This is a genomic window from Pseudoalteromonas sp. OANN1 (assembly GCF_024124685.1).
Lineage (GTDB): Bacteria > Pseudomonadota > Gammaproteobacteria > Enterobacterales > Alteromonadaceae > Pseudoalteromonas > Pseudoalteromonas piscicida.
The window spans coordinates 132,227-149,139 of the sequence record NZ_JAMXSE010000006.1 but is presented as its reverse complement, the minus strand read 5'-3'; the positions used below and the strand labels follow the sequence as shown (position 1 = coordinate 149,139).

Annotated in this window: 16 protein-coding genes; 2 read left to right on the top strand and 14 right to left on the bottom strand. The window is 44.0% G+C overall.

Going from position 1 to position 16,913, the window contains the following annotated elements:
- Window positions 1-13: 13 nt before the first annotated feature.
- The 10 genes from NH462_RS07650 to rppH form a co-directional block, all read right to left on the bottom strand.
- Window positions 14-796 carry a fimbria/pilus periplasmic chaperone gene (locus NH462_RS07650; RefSeq protein ID WP_010369319.1) on the bottom strand — a complete coding sequence of 261 codons (783 nt, stop codon included), beginning with the start codon at window positions 794-796 and terminating at the stop codon, window positions 14-16.
- Between the two features lie 318 nt (window positions 797-1,114).
- The gene (locus tag NH462_RS07645) at window positions 1,115-1,561 is read right to left on the bottom strand and encodes a DUF4402 domain-containing protein (protein ID WP_130164505.1); all 447 of its coding nucleotides are present in this window, start codon (window positions 1,559-1,561) and stop codon (window positions 1,115-1,117) included.
- A gap of 15 nt (window positions 1,562-1,576) precedes the next feature.
- On the bottom strand, window positions 1,577-2,158 hold the full coding sequence (locus tag NH462_RS07640) for a DUF4402 domain-containing protein (protein WP_253105253.1): 582 nt from the start codon (window positions 2,156-2,158) through the stop codon (window positions 1,577-1,579).
- Window positions 2,159-2,256: 98 nt separating this feature from the next.
- Complete coding sequence (locus NH462_RS07635; RefSeq protein WP_253105251.1) at window positions 2,257-2,766, bottom strand: hypothetical protein; 510 nt, start codon at window positions 2,764-2,766, stop codon at window positions 2,257-2,259.
- A gap of 101 nt (window positions 2,767-2,867) precedes the next feature.
- Entirely contained in the window at window positions 2,868-3,752 is an 885-nt protein-coding gene (gene galU / locus NH462_RS07630; RefSeq protein WP_010369326.1) for a UTP--glucose-1-phosphate uridylyltransferase GalU, read from the bottom strand.
- Window positions 3,753-3,760: 8 nt separating this feature from the next.
- Window positions 3,761-4,594 carry a thymidylate synthase gene (locus tag NH462_RS07625; RefSeq protein ID WP_010369327.1) on the bottom strand — a complete coding sequence of 278 codons (834 nt, stop codon included), beginning with the start codon at window positions 4,592-4,594 and terminating at the stop codon, window positions 3,761-3,763.
- Window positions 4,595-4,607: 13 nt separating this feature from the next.
- Window positions 4,608-5,420 carry a prolipoprotein diacylglyceryl transferase gene (gene lgt, locus NH462_RS07620; protein WP_017218100.1) on the bottom strand — a complete coding sequence of 271 codons (813 nt, stop codon included), beginning with the start codon at window positions 5,418-5,420 and terminating at the stop codon, window positions 4,608-4,610.
- A 9-nt stretch (window positions 5,421-5,429) separates the two neighbouring features.
- Complete coding sequence (locus NH462_RS07615; protein ID WP_253105249.1) at window positions 5,430-6,239, bottom strand: sulfite exporter TauE/SafE family protein; 810 nt, start codon at window positions 6,237-6,239, stop codon at window positions 5,430-5,432.
- Window positions 6,240-6,286: 47 nt separating this feature from the next.
- Window positions 6,287-8,575, bottom strand: a complete 2,289-nt coding sequence (ptsP, locus tag NH462_RS07610) for a phosphoenolpyruvate--protein phosphotransferase (protein ID WP_017218101.1) — start codon at window positions 8,573-8,575, stop codon at window positions 6,287-6,289.
- A gap of 15 nt (window positions 8,576-8,590) precedes the next feature.
- Complete coding sequence (gene rppH, locus NH462_RS07605; protein WP_010369331.1) at window positions 8,591-9,115, bottom strand: RNA pyrophosphohydrolase; 525 nt, start codon at window positions 9,113-9,115, stop codon at window positions 8,591-8,593.
- A gap of 439 nt (window positions 9,116-9,554) precedes the next feature.
- Between rppH and mutH the strand changes: the two genes are divergently transcribed.
- Both mutH and NH462_RS07595 read left to right on the top strand, forming a co-directional pair.
- Window positions 9,555-10,229: a DNA mismatch repair endonuclease MutH gene (gene mutH, locus NH462_RS07600; RefSeq protein WP_290442377.1), complete on the top strand. Its 675-nt coding sequence runs from the start codon at window positions 9,555-9,557 to the stop codon at window positions 10,227-10,229.
- 101 nt (window positions 10,230-10,330) lie between these two features.
- The gene (locus NH462_RS07595; protein WP_253105248.1) at window positions 10,331-10,522 is read left to right on the top strand and encodes a hypothetical protein; all 192 of its coding nucleotides are present in this window, start codon (window positions 10,331-10,333) and stop codon (window positions 10,520-10,522) included.
- 57 nt (window positions 10,523-10,579) lie between these two features.
- Here NH462_RS07595 and eno read toward each other — a convergent pair whose 3' ends face one another.
- The 4 genes from eno to relA form a co-directional block, all read right to left on the bottom strand.
- Entirely contained in the window at window positions 10,580-11,872 is a 1,293-nt protein-coding gene (eno, locus tag NH462_RS07590; protein WP_010606280.1) for a phosphopyruvate hydratase, read from the bottom strand.
- A 242-nt stretch (window positions 11,873-12,114) separates the two neighbouring features.
- Window positions 12,115-13,749, bottom strand: coding sequence for a CTP synthase (locus tag NH462_RS07585; protein WP_010369341.1), 1,635 nt, complete (start codon window positions 13,747-13,749; stop codon window positions 12,115-12,117).
- 157 nt (window positions 13,750-13,906) lie between these two features.
- Window positions 13,907-14,731 (bottom strand): nucleoside triphosphate pyrophosphohydrolase, encoded by an 825-nt coding sequence (gene mazG / locus NH462_RS07580; protein WP_253105246.1) that lies wholly within the window; start codon window positions 14,729-14,731, stop codon window positions 13,907-13,909.
- Complete coding sequence (gene relA / locus NH462_RS07575; protein ID WP_253105244.1) at window positions 14,715-16,868, bottom strand: GTP diphosphokinase; 2,154 nt, start codon at window positions 16,866-16,868, stop codon at window positions 14,715-14,717. Before relA ends, mazG begins: the two co-directional genes overlap by 17 nt.
- Between the last annotated feature and the right edge of the window lie 45 nt (window positions 16,869-16,913).

The window sequence follows — 16,913 nt, the reverse complement described above, 5'->3', positions numbered from 1 at the left end:
CGCTTACCCTAAACTACAAAGATACCGAATCATCTACAAAGGTGCGGTCAGTGTACTCCTCATCACCCACATACTTGATTAAGACCTTGCCTGATGGCCCGAGCTTGATTGCAGGGTCTATCGAGAATTCTACACTCCTTTGATTAAGCTCTGGATATACGGCAAACTTATTTAATACTCCGATCCGCACAGGTTTAACGTCATTTTTCCCCTGCCAATAAGCGGATAATTCGCCAAAGCTACTATATTTCCCAGTTCGATTAAGTAGTACCGTAATTGCCTGACGACCATTTTTTGCGTTGCTTACAATGACATCCTCAAGCTGTACTTGCGGGTTCGCATCGCCAACTCGTAGCATCACCGGAATGCTATAGCTCATCAGCACGTCAATATTGATACCTTCTTGCAGCTTGCCTTTATTATTCGGCAGCTCCCTAAAAAGCAAATGTGAGCGATACTCTCCTTGTTCCATATTCGCCTTTCTGCGCACAGCCAGCTTTATTACCTGACGCTCACCAGGTCCCAGTGTTACTTGCCTAGGTGAAATACGGATGAAATGGCTTGCAGCCATAGGGTTCATTTTTTGCTCGGAAAAGTTGGCATAACCACCTTCTTTAAGTGCTAGCTTCTCTTGAAATTCAAGTCGATAAGATTTGGTCACATCACCATTATTAATGATTGTAACCCTCTCAATTCTCTGACGCTCTTCGAAAGCAACCCGTGTTGGGGTGATCATTAGATTGGCGCTTACTTTACAGCAACAAAACAAAAGCAGCGTTAATATTAATTTATTCATAATGTAGGGCCTGTTTATCTTTCAAGTTTGTTTTTGCAGCAGTTTAATTGCCATTTATACAAGGCGGAGCCTGCGTAGCATAGTTATTCTATGTAAGTCTGGCGATAAAGACTTTGTGCTCCTGCAAAGTCACCTTACCCCACATCCTTGTGGGGCAACACAGAAGAAATGCCAATCAAGCGCTGCCCTTTGGGTTCCCCTGAGTGCGCTTTGTTCATTGTTGCTCAACTTTTGCTTAGATTACTAGGCGGCAAGTCGAGCGCCGCGACCAAAACCCACTCAGGGGAACAAAAATCAAACAGCAAAGGTCAACAGGCCCTAGTAAGACAAAGTTATTTCAACGTTCAAGGTTTGCACCCCATCCGATAGCGATTTACCGTTGCCAGCAAAGCGCAATTGCCCCCCGACCTTAAACTCACCAGACCCAACACTATCAGTGTAAATAGCCTTCTCGTGATACAACTCAGTCAATTGGAAGGCATCGGATGCACCAAGATTCCAATAGCCAAACCAGTCGTTGTAAACGGTAGATTGGACGCTAATTTGGCGATTATGAGGAAAATCGGTCAAGAGGATTTCTGCCGCATGACCAAACTCTACGAATAGAATATTGCTTGAGGTTTGTGGTCTAACATTAGGTTCTATCGTCACTGTGCCTGCGCTATTTTGGTCAATAATCGCAATAGTGCCAAAGCTCAATTTCTTAACGACCGATATATCTTGAGCTTTGGCCAAGTGACTGGCAAAAAGCAATGCCAGTACCATGTAACGCCACATGTTTTAGTAAGCGATTTCGATATCAACTTTACTGGTGTATACACCACCGCCATACGTATCTGTTCCAGAAAGTGCTTTCGTACTTAATGTCGCACCAACGGAAAGCGTTGCGGCACCATTTTCATCAACCCTAAACTTGTTGTTTGTCACTTCACTGTTAGGCTGAGCACCGCTCACCACATAAAACTCAAAATCCTTTAAATCAAAAGAGGCATTACCTACGCTATCAACCGTAGTTGCGGCTGGAACCGTAATCGTTAACTCAGTATTTGGCGCGGCATCGGTGATATTGATAGAGCCAGCTCCACCTGTACTAATAAGGTTTATTATTGCATCACCAGTATTCTTGATTTCAGGATCGGTCAATGTTGGATCCGCCTCAATCTTTATAGTGGCGACATCCGCTGCATCGCCCTGCACTCGAATGATACCGAAATCAAGCGGATCACCGGCTTCAGCTGAAAATAAGTTTTTAACTTCTACTTTAACTTCAAGACGAGCAGTATCCTTAGCAATTGCTGAAGAAGTAAGTAAAGCAGCGGAAATAGAGCTTGCAATAAGCGCAGATTTAATCAGTGTTTTCATCTTTAAATTCCTTTAGAGGTCATTTTTATCATCACCGCAATACCGTTTTTTGGTGACTTATTGTTTATCGTTCCCAAATGGGAAAACTTTAGTAAAAATTAAAGCATTAATCTTCTACAATCAATGCTTTGGATAGAAAATAGTCTACAGTAGACTTTTGCTTCTTGAGTTGTTCTTAATCCAGAAACTGTTGCCCAATTTCGCATTTCAAACGCTTGAATTTGCAATTCTGCCTCAGAGAATATACTTGGAAACTTTCGCTTTACTGCCGCTAATAGCGCTTGATGCTGCTCAACTTGAGGCATGGAATTGATAGATAGGGGAAACAACTTAAGTTGAATTCCAGTCGTTTGATTCGCCTTTTGTTTACTCGCGGAATAACGCTTAATCTCTACGTCAGGATTCGATGTTGCTTGGATATTATCGACGCTAGCTTGAGACTCTAACAAAGTCAGCAGGTTTGAGAGATCCTGCTCTAATGAGCTCAATCGCTCAATACTTTTGAGCTGCTGCTCACTTAACAGCGAAGGCTCTTTAGATGAATGACTACAGCCACCTAAGGTGATTAAAGAGCCGAGTAGTAAAAATTTAAAAAAACGAATATACACAATAAGTTATAACAAAAATCCATTTTCACCTATGGTACATAAATCGCGGTAAATAACCAAATGCTTTTACCGCAAATATCGGTACATTTAACTTTATGTAATTACCTTTTAGCAATTGAATCGATAAGAGAAGCAAGCTCAGTTGAATACTCGTCTCTTCTCATCGCATGCTCAACTATCGCTTTTAAATAGCCGATTTTACTCCCGCAATCATGACTCTTTCCTCGTAACGAGTATGCATCGACTTGCTCTTGCTCCATCAACATAGCAATAGCATCAGTCAGTTGAATTTCGCCACCAGCGCCTAGCGGTGTTTTTGCCAAAAGTGGCCAAATAGATTTGTTAAGTACGTAACGACCAACAACGGCTAAGTTTGAAGGTGCACTTTGCAGTTCAGGCTTTTCGACAATAGACTGCATGGCGCCTGACTCTCCTTGCGCGAGTGCTGCTCCTCCCAAGTCCACAATACCAAACTGAGAGACGAGTTCAGGCGCTACCGCTTCTACCATCACTTGGCTATTACCTGACGTTTTAAAACGCGCGATCATATCAGCAAGATTATCTTTTGTTAGATCGCATGCAGCGTCATCAACCAATACATCGGGCAGCATAACAACAAAGGGCTCATCGCCAATCACAGGTGCAGCGCAGTTGATGGCATGACCAAGGCCACGAGCCTCACCTTGACGCACATGGATCAGCGTAACACCTTTGGGGCATATAGATTGTACTTCTTCTAGCAGTTGACGCTTAACCCGCTTTTCCAGTGTCGCTTCCAGCTCAAAGCTCTTATCGAAGTGATTTTCAATTGAGTTTTTACTTGAATGAGTTACCAGTACAATTTCTTTGACGCCAGCCGCAGCTGCTTCATCTACTACATACTGGATCAAAGGTTTATCGACAATTGGCAGCATTTCTTTGGGAATGGCCTTCGTCGCGGGTAACATGCGAGTGCCAAGACCCGCCACTGGAATAACGGCTTTCATAAATGCTCCTAAATCGCGACCGGTGCCTTTATATGCGGGTGACATTCGTAGTTCACCAACTCAAAGTCCTCAAACTTAAAACCAAATATGTCTTTTACTTGAGGGTTGATCTGCATTTGTGGCTTCGCAAACGGCGCTCGGCTTAGCTGCTCTTCAACTTGTTCCATATGGTTTAGGTATAAATGGGCATCGCCGAAAGTATGTACGAAATCCCCCACTTCTAAGTCACAAACTTGTGCAATCATCATCGTTAACAGCGCATAACTTGCGATATTAAAGGGCACACCTAAGAAAATATCCGCACTGCGCTGATAAAGCTGACAAGAAAGCTTGCCATCTAGTACATAAAATTGGAATAACGTGTGGCAAGGTGGCAACGCTTGTTTGCCCATCGCTGCGTTTTCTTTGGGTGAATAGTTAGTATCAGGCAAAAGCGCAGGGTTCCAAGCACTCACAATCAGACGGCGAGAGTCAGGGTTGGTTTTGATTTGCTCTACAACATCTTTGATTTGATCTATCACTTCACCATTTGGCCCAGTCCAAGAGCGCCACTGGCTGCCATAAACTGGCCCTAAGTCCCCTTCATCCGTTGCCCAGCCATCCCAAATGCTAACGCCATTTTCCTTTAAGTATTTGATGTTAGTATCGCCTTGCAAGAACCAAAGTAGCTCGTGAATAATCGAGCGTAGATGACACTTTTTCGTCGTTACAAGTGGGAAGCCTTCTTGCAAGTTGAAGCGCATCTGGTATCCAAAAACACTCACAGTGCCAGTGCCCGTGCGGTCTTCTTTTTTTGTGCCATTATCACGCACATGGCGCATCAGTTCTAAATATTGCTTCATTGTTCGCTACTCTTTAACTTTTAACTTGCCCGGTAGATGGGTTGCTACCTTCTCGCTTATATGCCCACACCATAAGGATAGCGCCTGCAATCACCATAGGGAGGGATAAGATCTGACCTTGAGAAATAAAGCCACCATATAAGCCAATATGTGCATCTGGTTCACGGAAATACTCGATTGAGAAGCGGAACACACCGTAACCGGCTAAAAATAGACCAGCTACACTGCCCGCTGGGCGCGGTTTTTTCCTAAACCATACCAACATCACAAACAATACCAACCCTTCAAAAAACGCTTCATAAAGTTGTGATGGGTGGCGCGGCTGTGGTCCGCCCGTTGGGAAAATAAATGCCCAAGGAACATCCGTTACGCGACCCCATAATTCGCCATTAATGAAGTTACCGATACGACCGGCAAAAAGCCCAACAGGCACCATAGGAACGACAAAGTCGCCTACCGATAAAATCGAACGTTTGTTTTTAAGCGCATACACGATAATCGCCGTGATAACGCCCAATGCACCGCCATGGAAAGACATACCGCCTTGGTCCACCCTAAATAAATAAAGCGGGTTTTCAATAAAATGAGAGAATTGATAAAACAACACGTAACCAATTCGCCCGCCCAAGATCACGCCGAGCATACAGTAAAAAACTAGGTCGCCAACTTGGTCTTTATTCCAACCAGAGTTTGGTTTTTTTGCTTCTTTCCCTGCCCACCACATGGCGAACATAAAGCCGATCAAATACATTAATCCATACCAACGAACACTTAACGGTCCGATGGAGAAAATCACAGGGTCTATCTGTGGAAACTGCAAAGCCATAGCCTTTCCTTAATTCATTAACATATTGCCAGCGATAATAATGAGTAACGCCGCAAACACTTTCTTAATCGTTGTGACTGGTAAGTGGTGCGTAGCTTTAGCACCAATAGGCGCCATAAACCATGAAGTTGCCACTATACCAAACAAAGCCGGTAAATAGACAAAACCTAAAAATCCATGTTCAATATCCACATGTTGGCTGCCAGAGGCGATATAGCCAAAGGAGCCAAAGATAGCGATAACGATACCACTGGCAGACGCACATCCTATCGCTTTTTTCATATCAACAGAGAAAAATGTCAGGAGTGGGACGATTAATGCTCCCCCGCCGATACCAATCATTGCAGACAGCGCCCCCGTTACCGAGGTTAGCATCGCAAGTATCGGTCCTTGTGGTATAACTCTGGTTGATTGTGGCGGTCTTCTGGAGCTCCACGCCATTTTCAATGCAATGCCCACAACACTAACCACAAAAATAATTCTGACGAGTTTTTCAGGCAACATCACTGCGGCAAAACCACTGCCCAACGCGCCGACTGCCACACCTAACATCACCCATGGAGCAATGTGCCATGGAACATTGTCATTTTTATGATGCGCTTTAGCTGAAGATGTCGAAGTGAAAATAATGGAGGCGAGAGACGTCGCAATGGCAACCAACACCACTTGATCTGTGGGTATAACATTAAATTTGGTCAAGATAACAGATAAAATAGGGACTATCAGCAGCCCGCCGCCGATACCAAGCAGACCTGCCAAAAAGCCAACTGCACAGCCAAGCAAAGCGCAAAGTACAACGATGAGTATAATAGTTTCCATCAACAAGCTCTTATTCTTATAGCGCCGTAATGGTAGCGTAAATAGCTTTAAGAAGCACCCTTTGCTTGGTGGCTGGTATAGAGTAATTCTGCAAAATGATGTTCTATCATAAATTCTTTAATAATTCGGCGCACTTGCTTGGATGACGGCTGTGCTAAACAATTTTCAAGTAAAGCTTCCATATCCGTTACTCTCAGTCTACGTAACACCCATTTTACTTTGTTCAGTGATGAAATATTCATGCTCAAACGGCGATACCCCATTGCAATAAGCAAGATTGCTCCCTCAGGCTCACCGCCTAATTCTCCACACAGGCTAAAAGGCAGCTCGTGTAATTCACACTGCTGTGCAATCTGGTTTAACACTCGCAATACACTGGGATGATAAGGGTCAAAAAGATCCGCCACTTGTGCGTTGGTTCTATCCACTGCTAATAAATACTGCGTCAAATCGTTACTGCCCACAGAGCAAAAATCGATTTTTTTCGACCACTCAGGTAACAAGTACACGCTAGACGGTACTTCAAGCATTACGCCGATTTCTGGCCGGTCGATGGTATAAAAAGGATCAGCCCATTCATCTTGCAGCTCAAAACAAGCCTGCTCAATGAGTGCCATCGCTTCATCTATTTCCTCACTATGGCCCACCATAGGCAACATGATCTGTAAGTTGCCAAGACCCGCGTTTGCTTTGATCATCGCTTTGATTTGATCCAAAAAAAGCTCGGGATGATCCAACGATACACGAATGCCTCGCCACCCTAAAAATGGGTTTTCTTCTTTGATATCAAAATAATCTAGAATTTTGTCGCCACCGATATCTAAAGTCCGCATTACTACAGGCTCAGGGTGATAACGTGATAGCACCTCACGATACCAGACTTCTTGCTCCGATTGTGTTGGGAATTGGCCTTTTTGCATAAACCAAGACTCAGTACGATAAAGACCAACGCCATCACAATAACTGGCGCTTAATGTCTCGGTCGATAGATCAAGCCCAGCATTTAAGAGTAAATTTATACGCTCACCATCGAGTGTAATGGGCGGCAAATCATGTTCCGCCTCAAACTTATCATGCAGAATGTTGTCTTTACGTTTAATTTCAACGTACTCATTGACCAACATTTGCGAGGGCGAAATATAAAGCCGTCCAGAATACGCATCCATGATCATAGACTTACCATCAAACTGTAATAATGGAATGTCTTCTATGCCCCAAATAGCGGGGACGCCCATCGCGCGAGTGAGAATGGAAGCATGAGAGTTGGCCGAGCCATGCACACTGACTACCCCTTTGAGCTTTTCTTTTGGTACTTGCGCTAACATAGTTGGGGTCAATGTATGGGCGATTAGAATCGTATTATCTGGATAGTGTTTAACAGCTTGCTCAGTTGAGACTAAATGCTGGAGCACGCGCAGGCCAATATCATTAACATCAATCGCACGCTCTTTGATATAAGGGTCGCTCATCATATCAAACTGAGCCACTAGCTTTTCGATAACAAGTTTTAGCGCGGTTTTTGCGTTCCAGCCTTGTTGTATTTCAGACTCCACTTGTTTACCTAAACTCTTGGCATCCAAAAGTTGTTGGTAAACCTCAAACACAGCTACCGCTTCTTTTGGAATATCATCACTCAGGGTTTTGGCTAAAATATGGAACTCTTGCCGAGTCGCGGCCACCGCTTGATGAAACAGCTGAATTTGCTGCTGAATATTGTCACTATGCTGCGGTTCAATACTCGCAAAATCAATATGGGGTAACACCACATAACCATCGCCTAAGGCAATACCTGGTGCACTCGATACCCCTTTTAACACTGAGGTTCTGTGACTGCTTGCATCTTGTTGAAGTAAAGTTTGGATCTCGGTGTTGGCAAGCTGTGAAGCCAATTGCGCTGAAAGCGTAATAAGAAAGGACTCTTCATCATGGCTAAATACACGAGCAATCTTTTGCTGCACCACAATAACTCCAAGCACTTTACGCTGGTGTACAACGGGCACTGATAAGAAAGCATTGTAGCCTTCTTCATTGACCTCAGGTGACAGTTTGAATCTTGGGTGTGATTGGGCGTGGGCAACGTTAATTGGCTCTTCACGCTGGGCAACAAGACCGACAAGGCCTTCGGTAAATCCCATTCGGAATTTTCCGATTGCTTCAGGGTTTAAGCCATCCGTTGCCATCAGGATAAAGTTATCTTGACTGTAATCGGCAAAATAAACTGAGCAGCATTCAGTGTGCATGGCATCTTTGACCATAGTAACAAAGCAATTTAACGCGCTTTGTAGGTCACTTTGCTGCGCCACTGACTCAGCAATCGATCTCAACGTTGCTAACACCTGCTGCTCCTATTTTTATCGTTTTGTGCGCCAGAAATCCTTCTGCCCTTGCTGTTCACGTTTACCAAATGGCATCGCAAACGGAGCGAATTCCTTCATCACTCGACGATAGACATCACGTTTAAACGATACAACTTGACGTACTGGATACCAATAGCTGACCCAGCGCCAATCATCGAACTCAGGGTGATGCGTACGTAATAAGTCTACATCTTCATCTTTACACCTAAGTTTCAATAAAAACCATTTCTGCTTTTGCCCGATACAAACTGGGCTTGAATCTCGTCTAATTAACCTTTTTGGTAGTTTGTAACGTAACCAATGTTTAGAACTTGCTACTATTTCAACATCTTCTGGCCTAAGTCCAACTTCTTCATGAAGTTCACGATACATCGTTTGCTCAGGTGTTTCCCCTTGATCTATTCCGCCTTGAGGAAATTGCCAAGAGTGTTGTCCGTAACGACGGGCCCAAAAAACCTGCCCCTGATTATTACAAATCACTATTCCGACATTGGCACGAAACCCTTCGGCATCAATCACCTTAGTGCCTCATTTATAAGTCGATTTTTAATGATTGTTCCACAACTCCCGCGCCACGGCAAATTTAATTCCATTCTATACCTAAATTATCTCAGCATACTCTCAAGTTACCCACAACTTGTGCATAACTAAGTGTTTTTCAGTTCAAATTACGAACAAATCCACAATTACACACTTCAAACCTCAGGTTTTCCACATATTCTGTGGATAATTATGTTTATAGTCTTGTATTTATCCAAAGCCATAAGATTTCCAAGCCGCTCTGACTGTAGCAAAATAAAAATAACTTCATATTTATCATATAGATAATAAAGTTATTACTTTAACCATATGTTGAAATAACAAACCACACTTAAGTTGAGTGCAAAATAACCAACTTACTTCACCACATGATTTCTTTTATAATCGTGTTTTTAGGAGATAGACTCAGGAGTATCGCTTGCCATCAGTTACACCACCACGCTCTGTGGGCGAGCTTATGCAGCGTGTTGAAAACATAGCCGGTTTAACATTGGGTGAACTCGCTCAGCAGCTCTCGTTTAAAACACCACAAGACTTGCTCAAAGAAAAAGGCTGGGTAGGACAACTCATAGAAGCAGCCTTAGGTGCTACCGCGGGCTCAAAGCCTGTGCCTGATTTTGAGCATATTGGCGTTGAACTCAAGACTTTGCCAATAGGCTATCAAGGCAAACCGCTAGAGACCACCTATGTTTCTGTCGTACCGCTGACTCAGTTAACAGGATTAACGTGGGAAGCGTCGAGTGTTAAAAAGAAATTAGCTCATGTTCTTTGGCTACCCATATTAGCCGAACGAGAAATTCCTTTAATAGATAGGGTTATTGGACACGGCTTCTTATGGCGGCCGGACGCGCATCAAGAACAGTTGTTACGAAGGGACTGGGAAGAACAAATTGAGTTAATCGCTACGGGTCATGTAGAGCAAATCTCAGGGCATCTTGGAGAAGTCATGCAGATAAGGCCAAAGGCGGCAAATGCCAAAGCGCTCACCGACGCCATAGGGCCTAACGGTAAAATAGTGCAGACTTTGCCAAGAGGTTTTTATTTGAAAATCAATTTCACTCAATCGATATTAGCGCAAGAGTTTGGTGCTTAAAAACGCCTGTTGACTTTTTGTACAAAAAGTACAAATGTAACACAACCAACATCTTGTATGGATTTGGTTAACATTTATATTTTTTATAGAAGGAGACGACAATGAAATTAAAGTTTAACAAAAAATCGATTAAAGAACTTAGTGTGAACAAAATACTTGTGACTAAGATGACACCAGCTGTTGCTGGAGGTAATGGAGCAGCAACGATGGGTGATGCTTGTAATTCACTTCAAGTCTGTTGGACATTTAGAAATGGCCAAGCAAATTGTGAAATTTGGGGTGACGACCGCTAGCAATAAAAAACGCCAGTAACTAAACTGGCGTTTTCACAATACATCAAGTAATGCTAATTACTGACCTTTGATTTCACTACGGCCTTTGTATACCGCTTTTTCACCTAGCGCTTCTTCAATACGTAGTAACTGGTTGTACTTAGCTACACGATCCGAACGACAAAGTGAACCTGTCTTAATTTGACCTGCCGCTGTCGCCACTGCTAAATCAGCAATGGTAGCGTCTTCAGTTTCACCAGAGCGGTGTGAAATAACGGCAGTAAAGCCAGCATCTTGCGCCATTTTAATAGCATCAAGCGTTTCAGACAGTGAACCAATCTGGTTAAATTTAATCAAGATTGAGTTACCAATGCTTTCTTCAATACCACGCTTTAAGATCTTAGTGTTAGTAACAAAAAGATCATCACCCACTAGCTGAACTTTATCGCCGATTTTATCTGTTAGGACTTTCCAGCCAGCCCAGTCACTTTCGTCTAAGCCATCTTCGATTGATACAATTGGGTAACGTGCGGCAAGATCGGCCAAGAAGCCTGCAAAACCTTCCGAGTCAAATGTTTTACCTTCGCCCTTTAGGTCATACTTGCCATCGACATAAAACTCAGACGCTGCACAGTCAAGTGCTAGTGTTACGTCTTTGTTCATTTCGTAGCCAGCAGCTGCAACTGCTTCAACAATTACTTCTAGCGCTTCTTCATTTGATTTAAGGTCTGGAGCAAAACCACCTTCATCACCAACTGCAGTGTTCAGGCCACGTGACTTAAGTACGTTTTTCAGGCTATGGAAGATTTCAGCACCCATACGTAGTGCTTCACGGAAGCTCTTTGCGCCAACAGGCTGAACCATAAACTCTTGAATATCAACGTTGTTATCCGCGTGCTCACCACCATTGATAATGTTCATCATCGGAACTGGCATTGAGTACTGACCTGCTGTACCGTTGATGTCTGCGATATGCTCGTATAGCGCCACGCCTTTGTCTTGTGCAGCTGCTTTTGCTGTTGCTAGAGATACCGCAAGGATGGCATTCGCACCTAGTTTTTCTTTGTTTTCAGTGCCGTCTAAGTCCAACATGATTTGGTCGATTGCACGTTGCTCTAGCGCGTTTTGACCTTCAAGTGCTGCCGCGATTTCGTTATTTACGTAGTTTACCGCTGTTAATACACCTTTACCTAAGTAACGAGACTTATCACCGTCACGTAGCTCTAGTGCTTCACGGGTACCCGTAGATGCACCTGATGGCGCACATGCACGGCCCCATGCACCAGACTCTAGGTGTACGTCCGCTTCTACTGTTGGGTTACCGCGTGAGTCCATAACTTCACGGCCAATCACTCTAACGATTTTTGACATCTTGATTCCTCTTATTCCCAAAGTGGTGTGTGTTGCACTGCTTCTGTCGCAGGCGAATTCAGGGTCAATAAACCCGCTTTAAAGTTTGCCTTATCTCTGTTGCTTCGCAAAGTGAAGAATTTACACGTATCACATTGACGCGCCGGCAGATAAGAAAAAGTTTGGCGATAAACACTACACTTAGCGCCTATTGCAAAACCTTCTGCAACAAAAAAGCCGTGCAAGAGCACGGCTTTTTCTTATTACGAAGATGCTTTTTGGTGGCTGTATGCCGCCGCAACAAAACCTTCAAATAATGGGTGACCATCACGAGGCGTTGACGTGAACTCAGGGTGGAACTGAGCCGCGATAAACCAAGGGTGATCTTTATTCTCGATAATCTCAACTAGTTTCTTGTCTTCTGACAGACCAGTAAATTGCAGACCCGCTTTTTCAAGCTCAGCAACATAGTTGTTGTTTACTTCATAGCGGTGACGGTGACGCTCAACGATTTCGGCATTACCGTATACTTCACGCACCTTAGAGCCCTCTTTTAAGTGGCAAAGCTGTGCACCAAGACGCATTGTGCCACCAAGATCAGAATCGTGGTCACGTACTTCAATCTTACCATCTGCATCTAACCACTCAGTGATCAGACCAACCACTGGGTGTGGGCTTTCAAGATCAAATTCAGTTGAGTTAGCACCAGTAAGACCTGCAACGTTACGTGCATACTCGATTAGCGCAACTTGCATCCCTAAACAAATACCTAGGTATGGTACTTTGTTTTCACGTGCATACTTTGCAGCTAAAATCTTACCTTCAACGCCACGGTTACCAAAGCCACCAGGTACTAAGATAGCATCAAGGTGCTCAAGTAACTCAGTGCCTTTGCTCTCGATATCTTGAGAGTCAACATATTCAATATTCACCGTTAAACGGTTTTTCAAACCAGCATGCTTCAATGCTTCGTTAACTGATTTATATGCGTCCGGTAATTCGATGTATTTACCAACCATACCAATTGTCACTTCACCAGTAGGATTTGACTCTTGATAAAGTACTTGTTCCCACTCAGATAAATCCGCTTCCGGACGTTCAAGGTAGAAACGACGACAAATGATGTTATCAAGCTCTTGCGACTTCAATAGCGCAGGGATCTTATAAATACTGTCTACGTCTTGTAGTGAGATAACTGCTTTTTCTTCCACGTTAGTGAATAGTGCAATCTTTGCGCGCTCGTTCGCTGGTAGTTTACGATCTGAACGACAGATCAAAATATCAGGTTGAATACCGATTGAACGAAGCTCTTTCACTGAGTGCTGAGTTGGCTTAGTTTTCACTTCACCCGCAGGGCCTAAGAAAGGCACTAGCGTCAAATGCATAAACAAAGCGCTCTCACGACCAAGCTCTGTGCCTAGCTGACGAATTGCTTCTAGGAAAGGTTGTGACTCGATATCACCAACCGTGCCACCAATCTCTACGATAGCAACATCATGGCCTTCCGCGCCTTCAAGCACGCGACGCTTGATGTCATTTGTGATGTGAGGAATAACCTGAATAGTGGCACCTAAGTACTCACCTCTGCGCTCTTTGCGCAACACGTCTTCAAATACACGGCCTTGTGTAAAGTTGTTACGCTTGGTCATTTTAGTGCGAATAAAACGCTCGTAGTGACCAAGATCAAGGTCGGTTTCCGCGCCGTCTTCGGTTACGAATACTTCACCGTGTTGGATAGGGCTCATGGTCCCAGGGTCAACATTGATGTAAGGATCCAGCTTTAGAATCGTTACTTTCAAGCCACGTGCTTCTAAAATAGCGGCTAAAGAAGCAGCTGCAATACCTTTACCCAAGGAGGATACTACTCCGCCCGTTACGAAGATAAATTTTGTACTCATGCGAACCCTAGAAATTTCAGGAAAATTGGAATTTAAATAAGAATCAAGACGGGGCGATAGTATAGCAAAAGCACCTAAGTCATTCCAGCTAAAAATGACTTAGCACGGTAATATATTTTATCAGGAGGTCGTTTTAAGTAACGAACAAACCGTAAAATCAGTCTCTGTTTTTACTGCGGTGACGACGTTTCACTGTCTCCCAAGCACCATCCATCTCCTCCAAGCTCGCATCTTTAAGTGATAGTGAGGACTCATTCAAAACGGCTTCGACTTGCACAAAGCGATTTCTAAATTTCTCGTTGGCTTGACGTAGCAGCTGCTCCGGATCTCGTTTTATATGTCGGCTCACATTTACAGTTGCAAACAACAAGTCGCCCACCTCTTCCGCCGTATGTTCAGAGAGTGGATCAACTTGCAGCGCCTCGCTCACCTCTGCGACTTCCTCTTGTACTTTATCCCACGCGCCGTGGTAACTTGGCCAGTCAAATCCGAGTTTGGCTGCTTGCTTTTGAATTTTGTAGGCTTTTGATAATGCAGGCAAGCTGCTTGGAATATCCGCCGCGAACGCCCCTTGTTTTTGTGCCTGTTTTTCTTGCTGTTTAATGGCGTGCCATTGCTGCTCAAGCTCTGCTTCGCTTAAACTTTCCTGCTTTTCAAATACATGAGGGTGACGTCTCACTAATTTGTCATTGAGAGTTTGCACTATGTCAGCAAAATCAAACAACCCCTGCTCTTTTCCAAGCTGAGCATAAAAAATCACTTGGAACAGCAAGTCTCCCAACTCTTCTTTTAAGTGAGCAAAGTCGCCTTGCTCGATAGCATCGGCAACTTCGTGTGCTTCTTCTAACGTATGAGGGACAACGGTTTTAAAGGTTTGCTTCTTATCCCAGTCGCATCCAGTGCTTGGGTCGCGCAGCTGCGACATAATCTCTAGCAGCTGCTCTATCCCAATTGCTGTAGAAGGCTTAGAGTCGTTTAGCATCAAAAACACCTTCGATTTGCATCAATTTAGTCAGCAAACGATGCATAGCAGAAAGGTCATCCACCTCTACCTTCATCATAAATACTGCTACGTTTTTATCGTCTTGTGTTTGTACGTTCATATTGAGCACATTGACTTTTTCATTGGCAAGCACAGAGCTAATGTCTCGGATCAGCCCTTGACGGTCGTGCGCTTCAATTTTTAATGTAATGGCGTACGACGCTTTAACATCATCTGACCAACTGACCGCAATCTCACGCTCTGGATGTACATCCGTAATATGAGCAAATGACTCACAATCAGAGCGATGCACAGCAATACCTCGCCCTTGCGTGATGTAACCCACAATTTCATCGCCCGGTACAGGCTCACAGCATTTCGCCATATGACTCATCAAGCTGCCAACCCCATCAACCACCACTGCGTTTTTGTCGCCTTTAGTGTGTTTTGGCGAGGAGATTTTTAACTTAGGTGTATCCTCAGGTTTATCTTGAACGTAGTTCAGGAATTGGTTGATACGAATATCACCGGCACCAATCGCCACCATTAAATCGTCGAGCTCTTTAAAGTTAAAGCGGTCAATCGCGGGTTCTAAATCTTTATAGGTAATATCTAGTTTTTGCAGATGACTATCTAAAATTTCCTTACCCGCTTGAAGATTTTTGTCTCTATCTTGCTGCTTAAACCAGTGATGGATCTTACTGCGCGCTCTTGAAGAATGAATATATCCCAGCGACGGGTTTAACCAATCTCGACTTGGCGAAGCATTTTTCTGGGTAAGAATTTCTACCTGATCGCCGGTGCGCAATGTGTAAGTGAAAGGCACTATTTTACCAAACACTTTTGCACCAATGCAGCGATGTCCAACATTGGAATGAATGTAGTATGCAAAGTCGAGCGGCGTCGAGCCTAACGGCAAATCAAAGATATCGCCCTTGGGCGTGAATACATAAACGCGGTCCTCGACAACCTGATTCTTTAGCTCATCAGCTATTTCACTACCATCTACCACTTCTTCTTGCCACTGCAACAGTTTGCGTAGCCAGCTAATTTTTTGCTCGTATCCTGAGTTTCTGCCCGGCAATGCACCTTCTTTGTACATCCAATGTGCCGCTACTCCAAGCTCTGCATCTCGATGCATGGCCTCGGTGCGAATTTGGATTTCTACCGTTTTGCCCTCAGGACCAAATACCACGGTGTGGATAGACTGATAGCCGTTTTGCTTAGGCGTAGCAATATAGTCGTCAAACTCTTTGTTTAAATGTCGCCAACTGGTGTGCACAATACCCAAAGCGGCGTAGCAATCTTGAATTTCATCTACCACCACTCGCATCGCGCGAATGTCGAACAACTGTTCGAATTCATAGCTTTTCTGCGCCATTTTTTTATAAATGCTGTAAATATGTTTAGGGCGACCGTAGACCTGCGCTTTAATGCCTGCATCCGCAAGTTTTTGTGCCACCGAATTAACCATATTTTCCATATAAGCTTCGCGGTCTAGGCGTTTATCAGAAAGCTTCTTGGCAATAGACTTATACGTATCCGGATGTAAATAACGGAACGAGAGATCTTCAAGTTCCCATTTTAATTGACCAATCCCCAACCGATTCGCAAGTGGCGCAAAAATATTTGCTGCGGCTTTTGCAGCAACAACTCTTTCTTCTTCCGATGCTTTCTTAACCGCACGCAAATGGCAGATTTGCTCAGCAAGTTTAATCACTACAGCACGCACATCTTCCACCATAGCGAGTAACATACGGCGGATATTATCGACTTGTACCTTACCCGAGCTTTGGTGTGCCAAAGTGCTAATGGTGTCCATGTTTTCCACCCCTCTTAAAAGCAGCGAGATGTTTTTGCCAAGCGCTTCCTCTACTTGCTCAAGGGACAACTTTCCAGCGACAAAATAAGGAGTTAAAAACGCGGTTGCTAAGGATTCGCTATCAAAATTTAAGTCTGCAAGGATCTCTACCATTTCGATGGCATTATTGAGATGTTCCGTTGACTCATCCACGGGACAAAGTTCATAGGCCTTTTGCAGCCATTCTCTTTGATCCTCAGACAAGTTTAAGATAGTGAGTCGCGCATCAAACTCTAGTGGCAAAGTGGTTTGATGCGACTGCCGAGTAGCAACCATGTTTTGATACCTCCTTAAAATTACTTACCCGCCTCATTTTCGGGT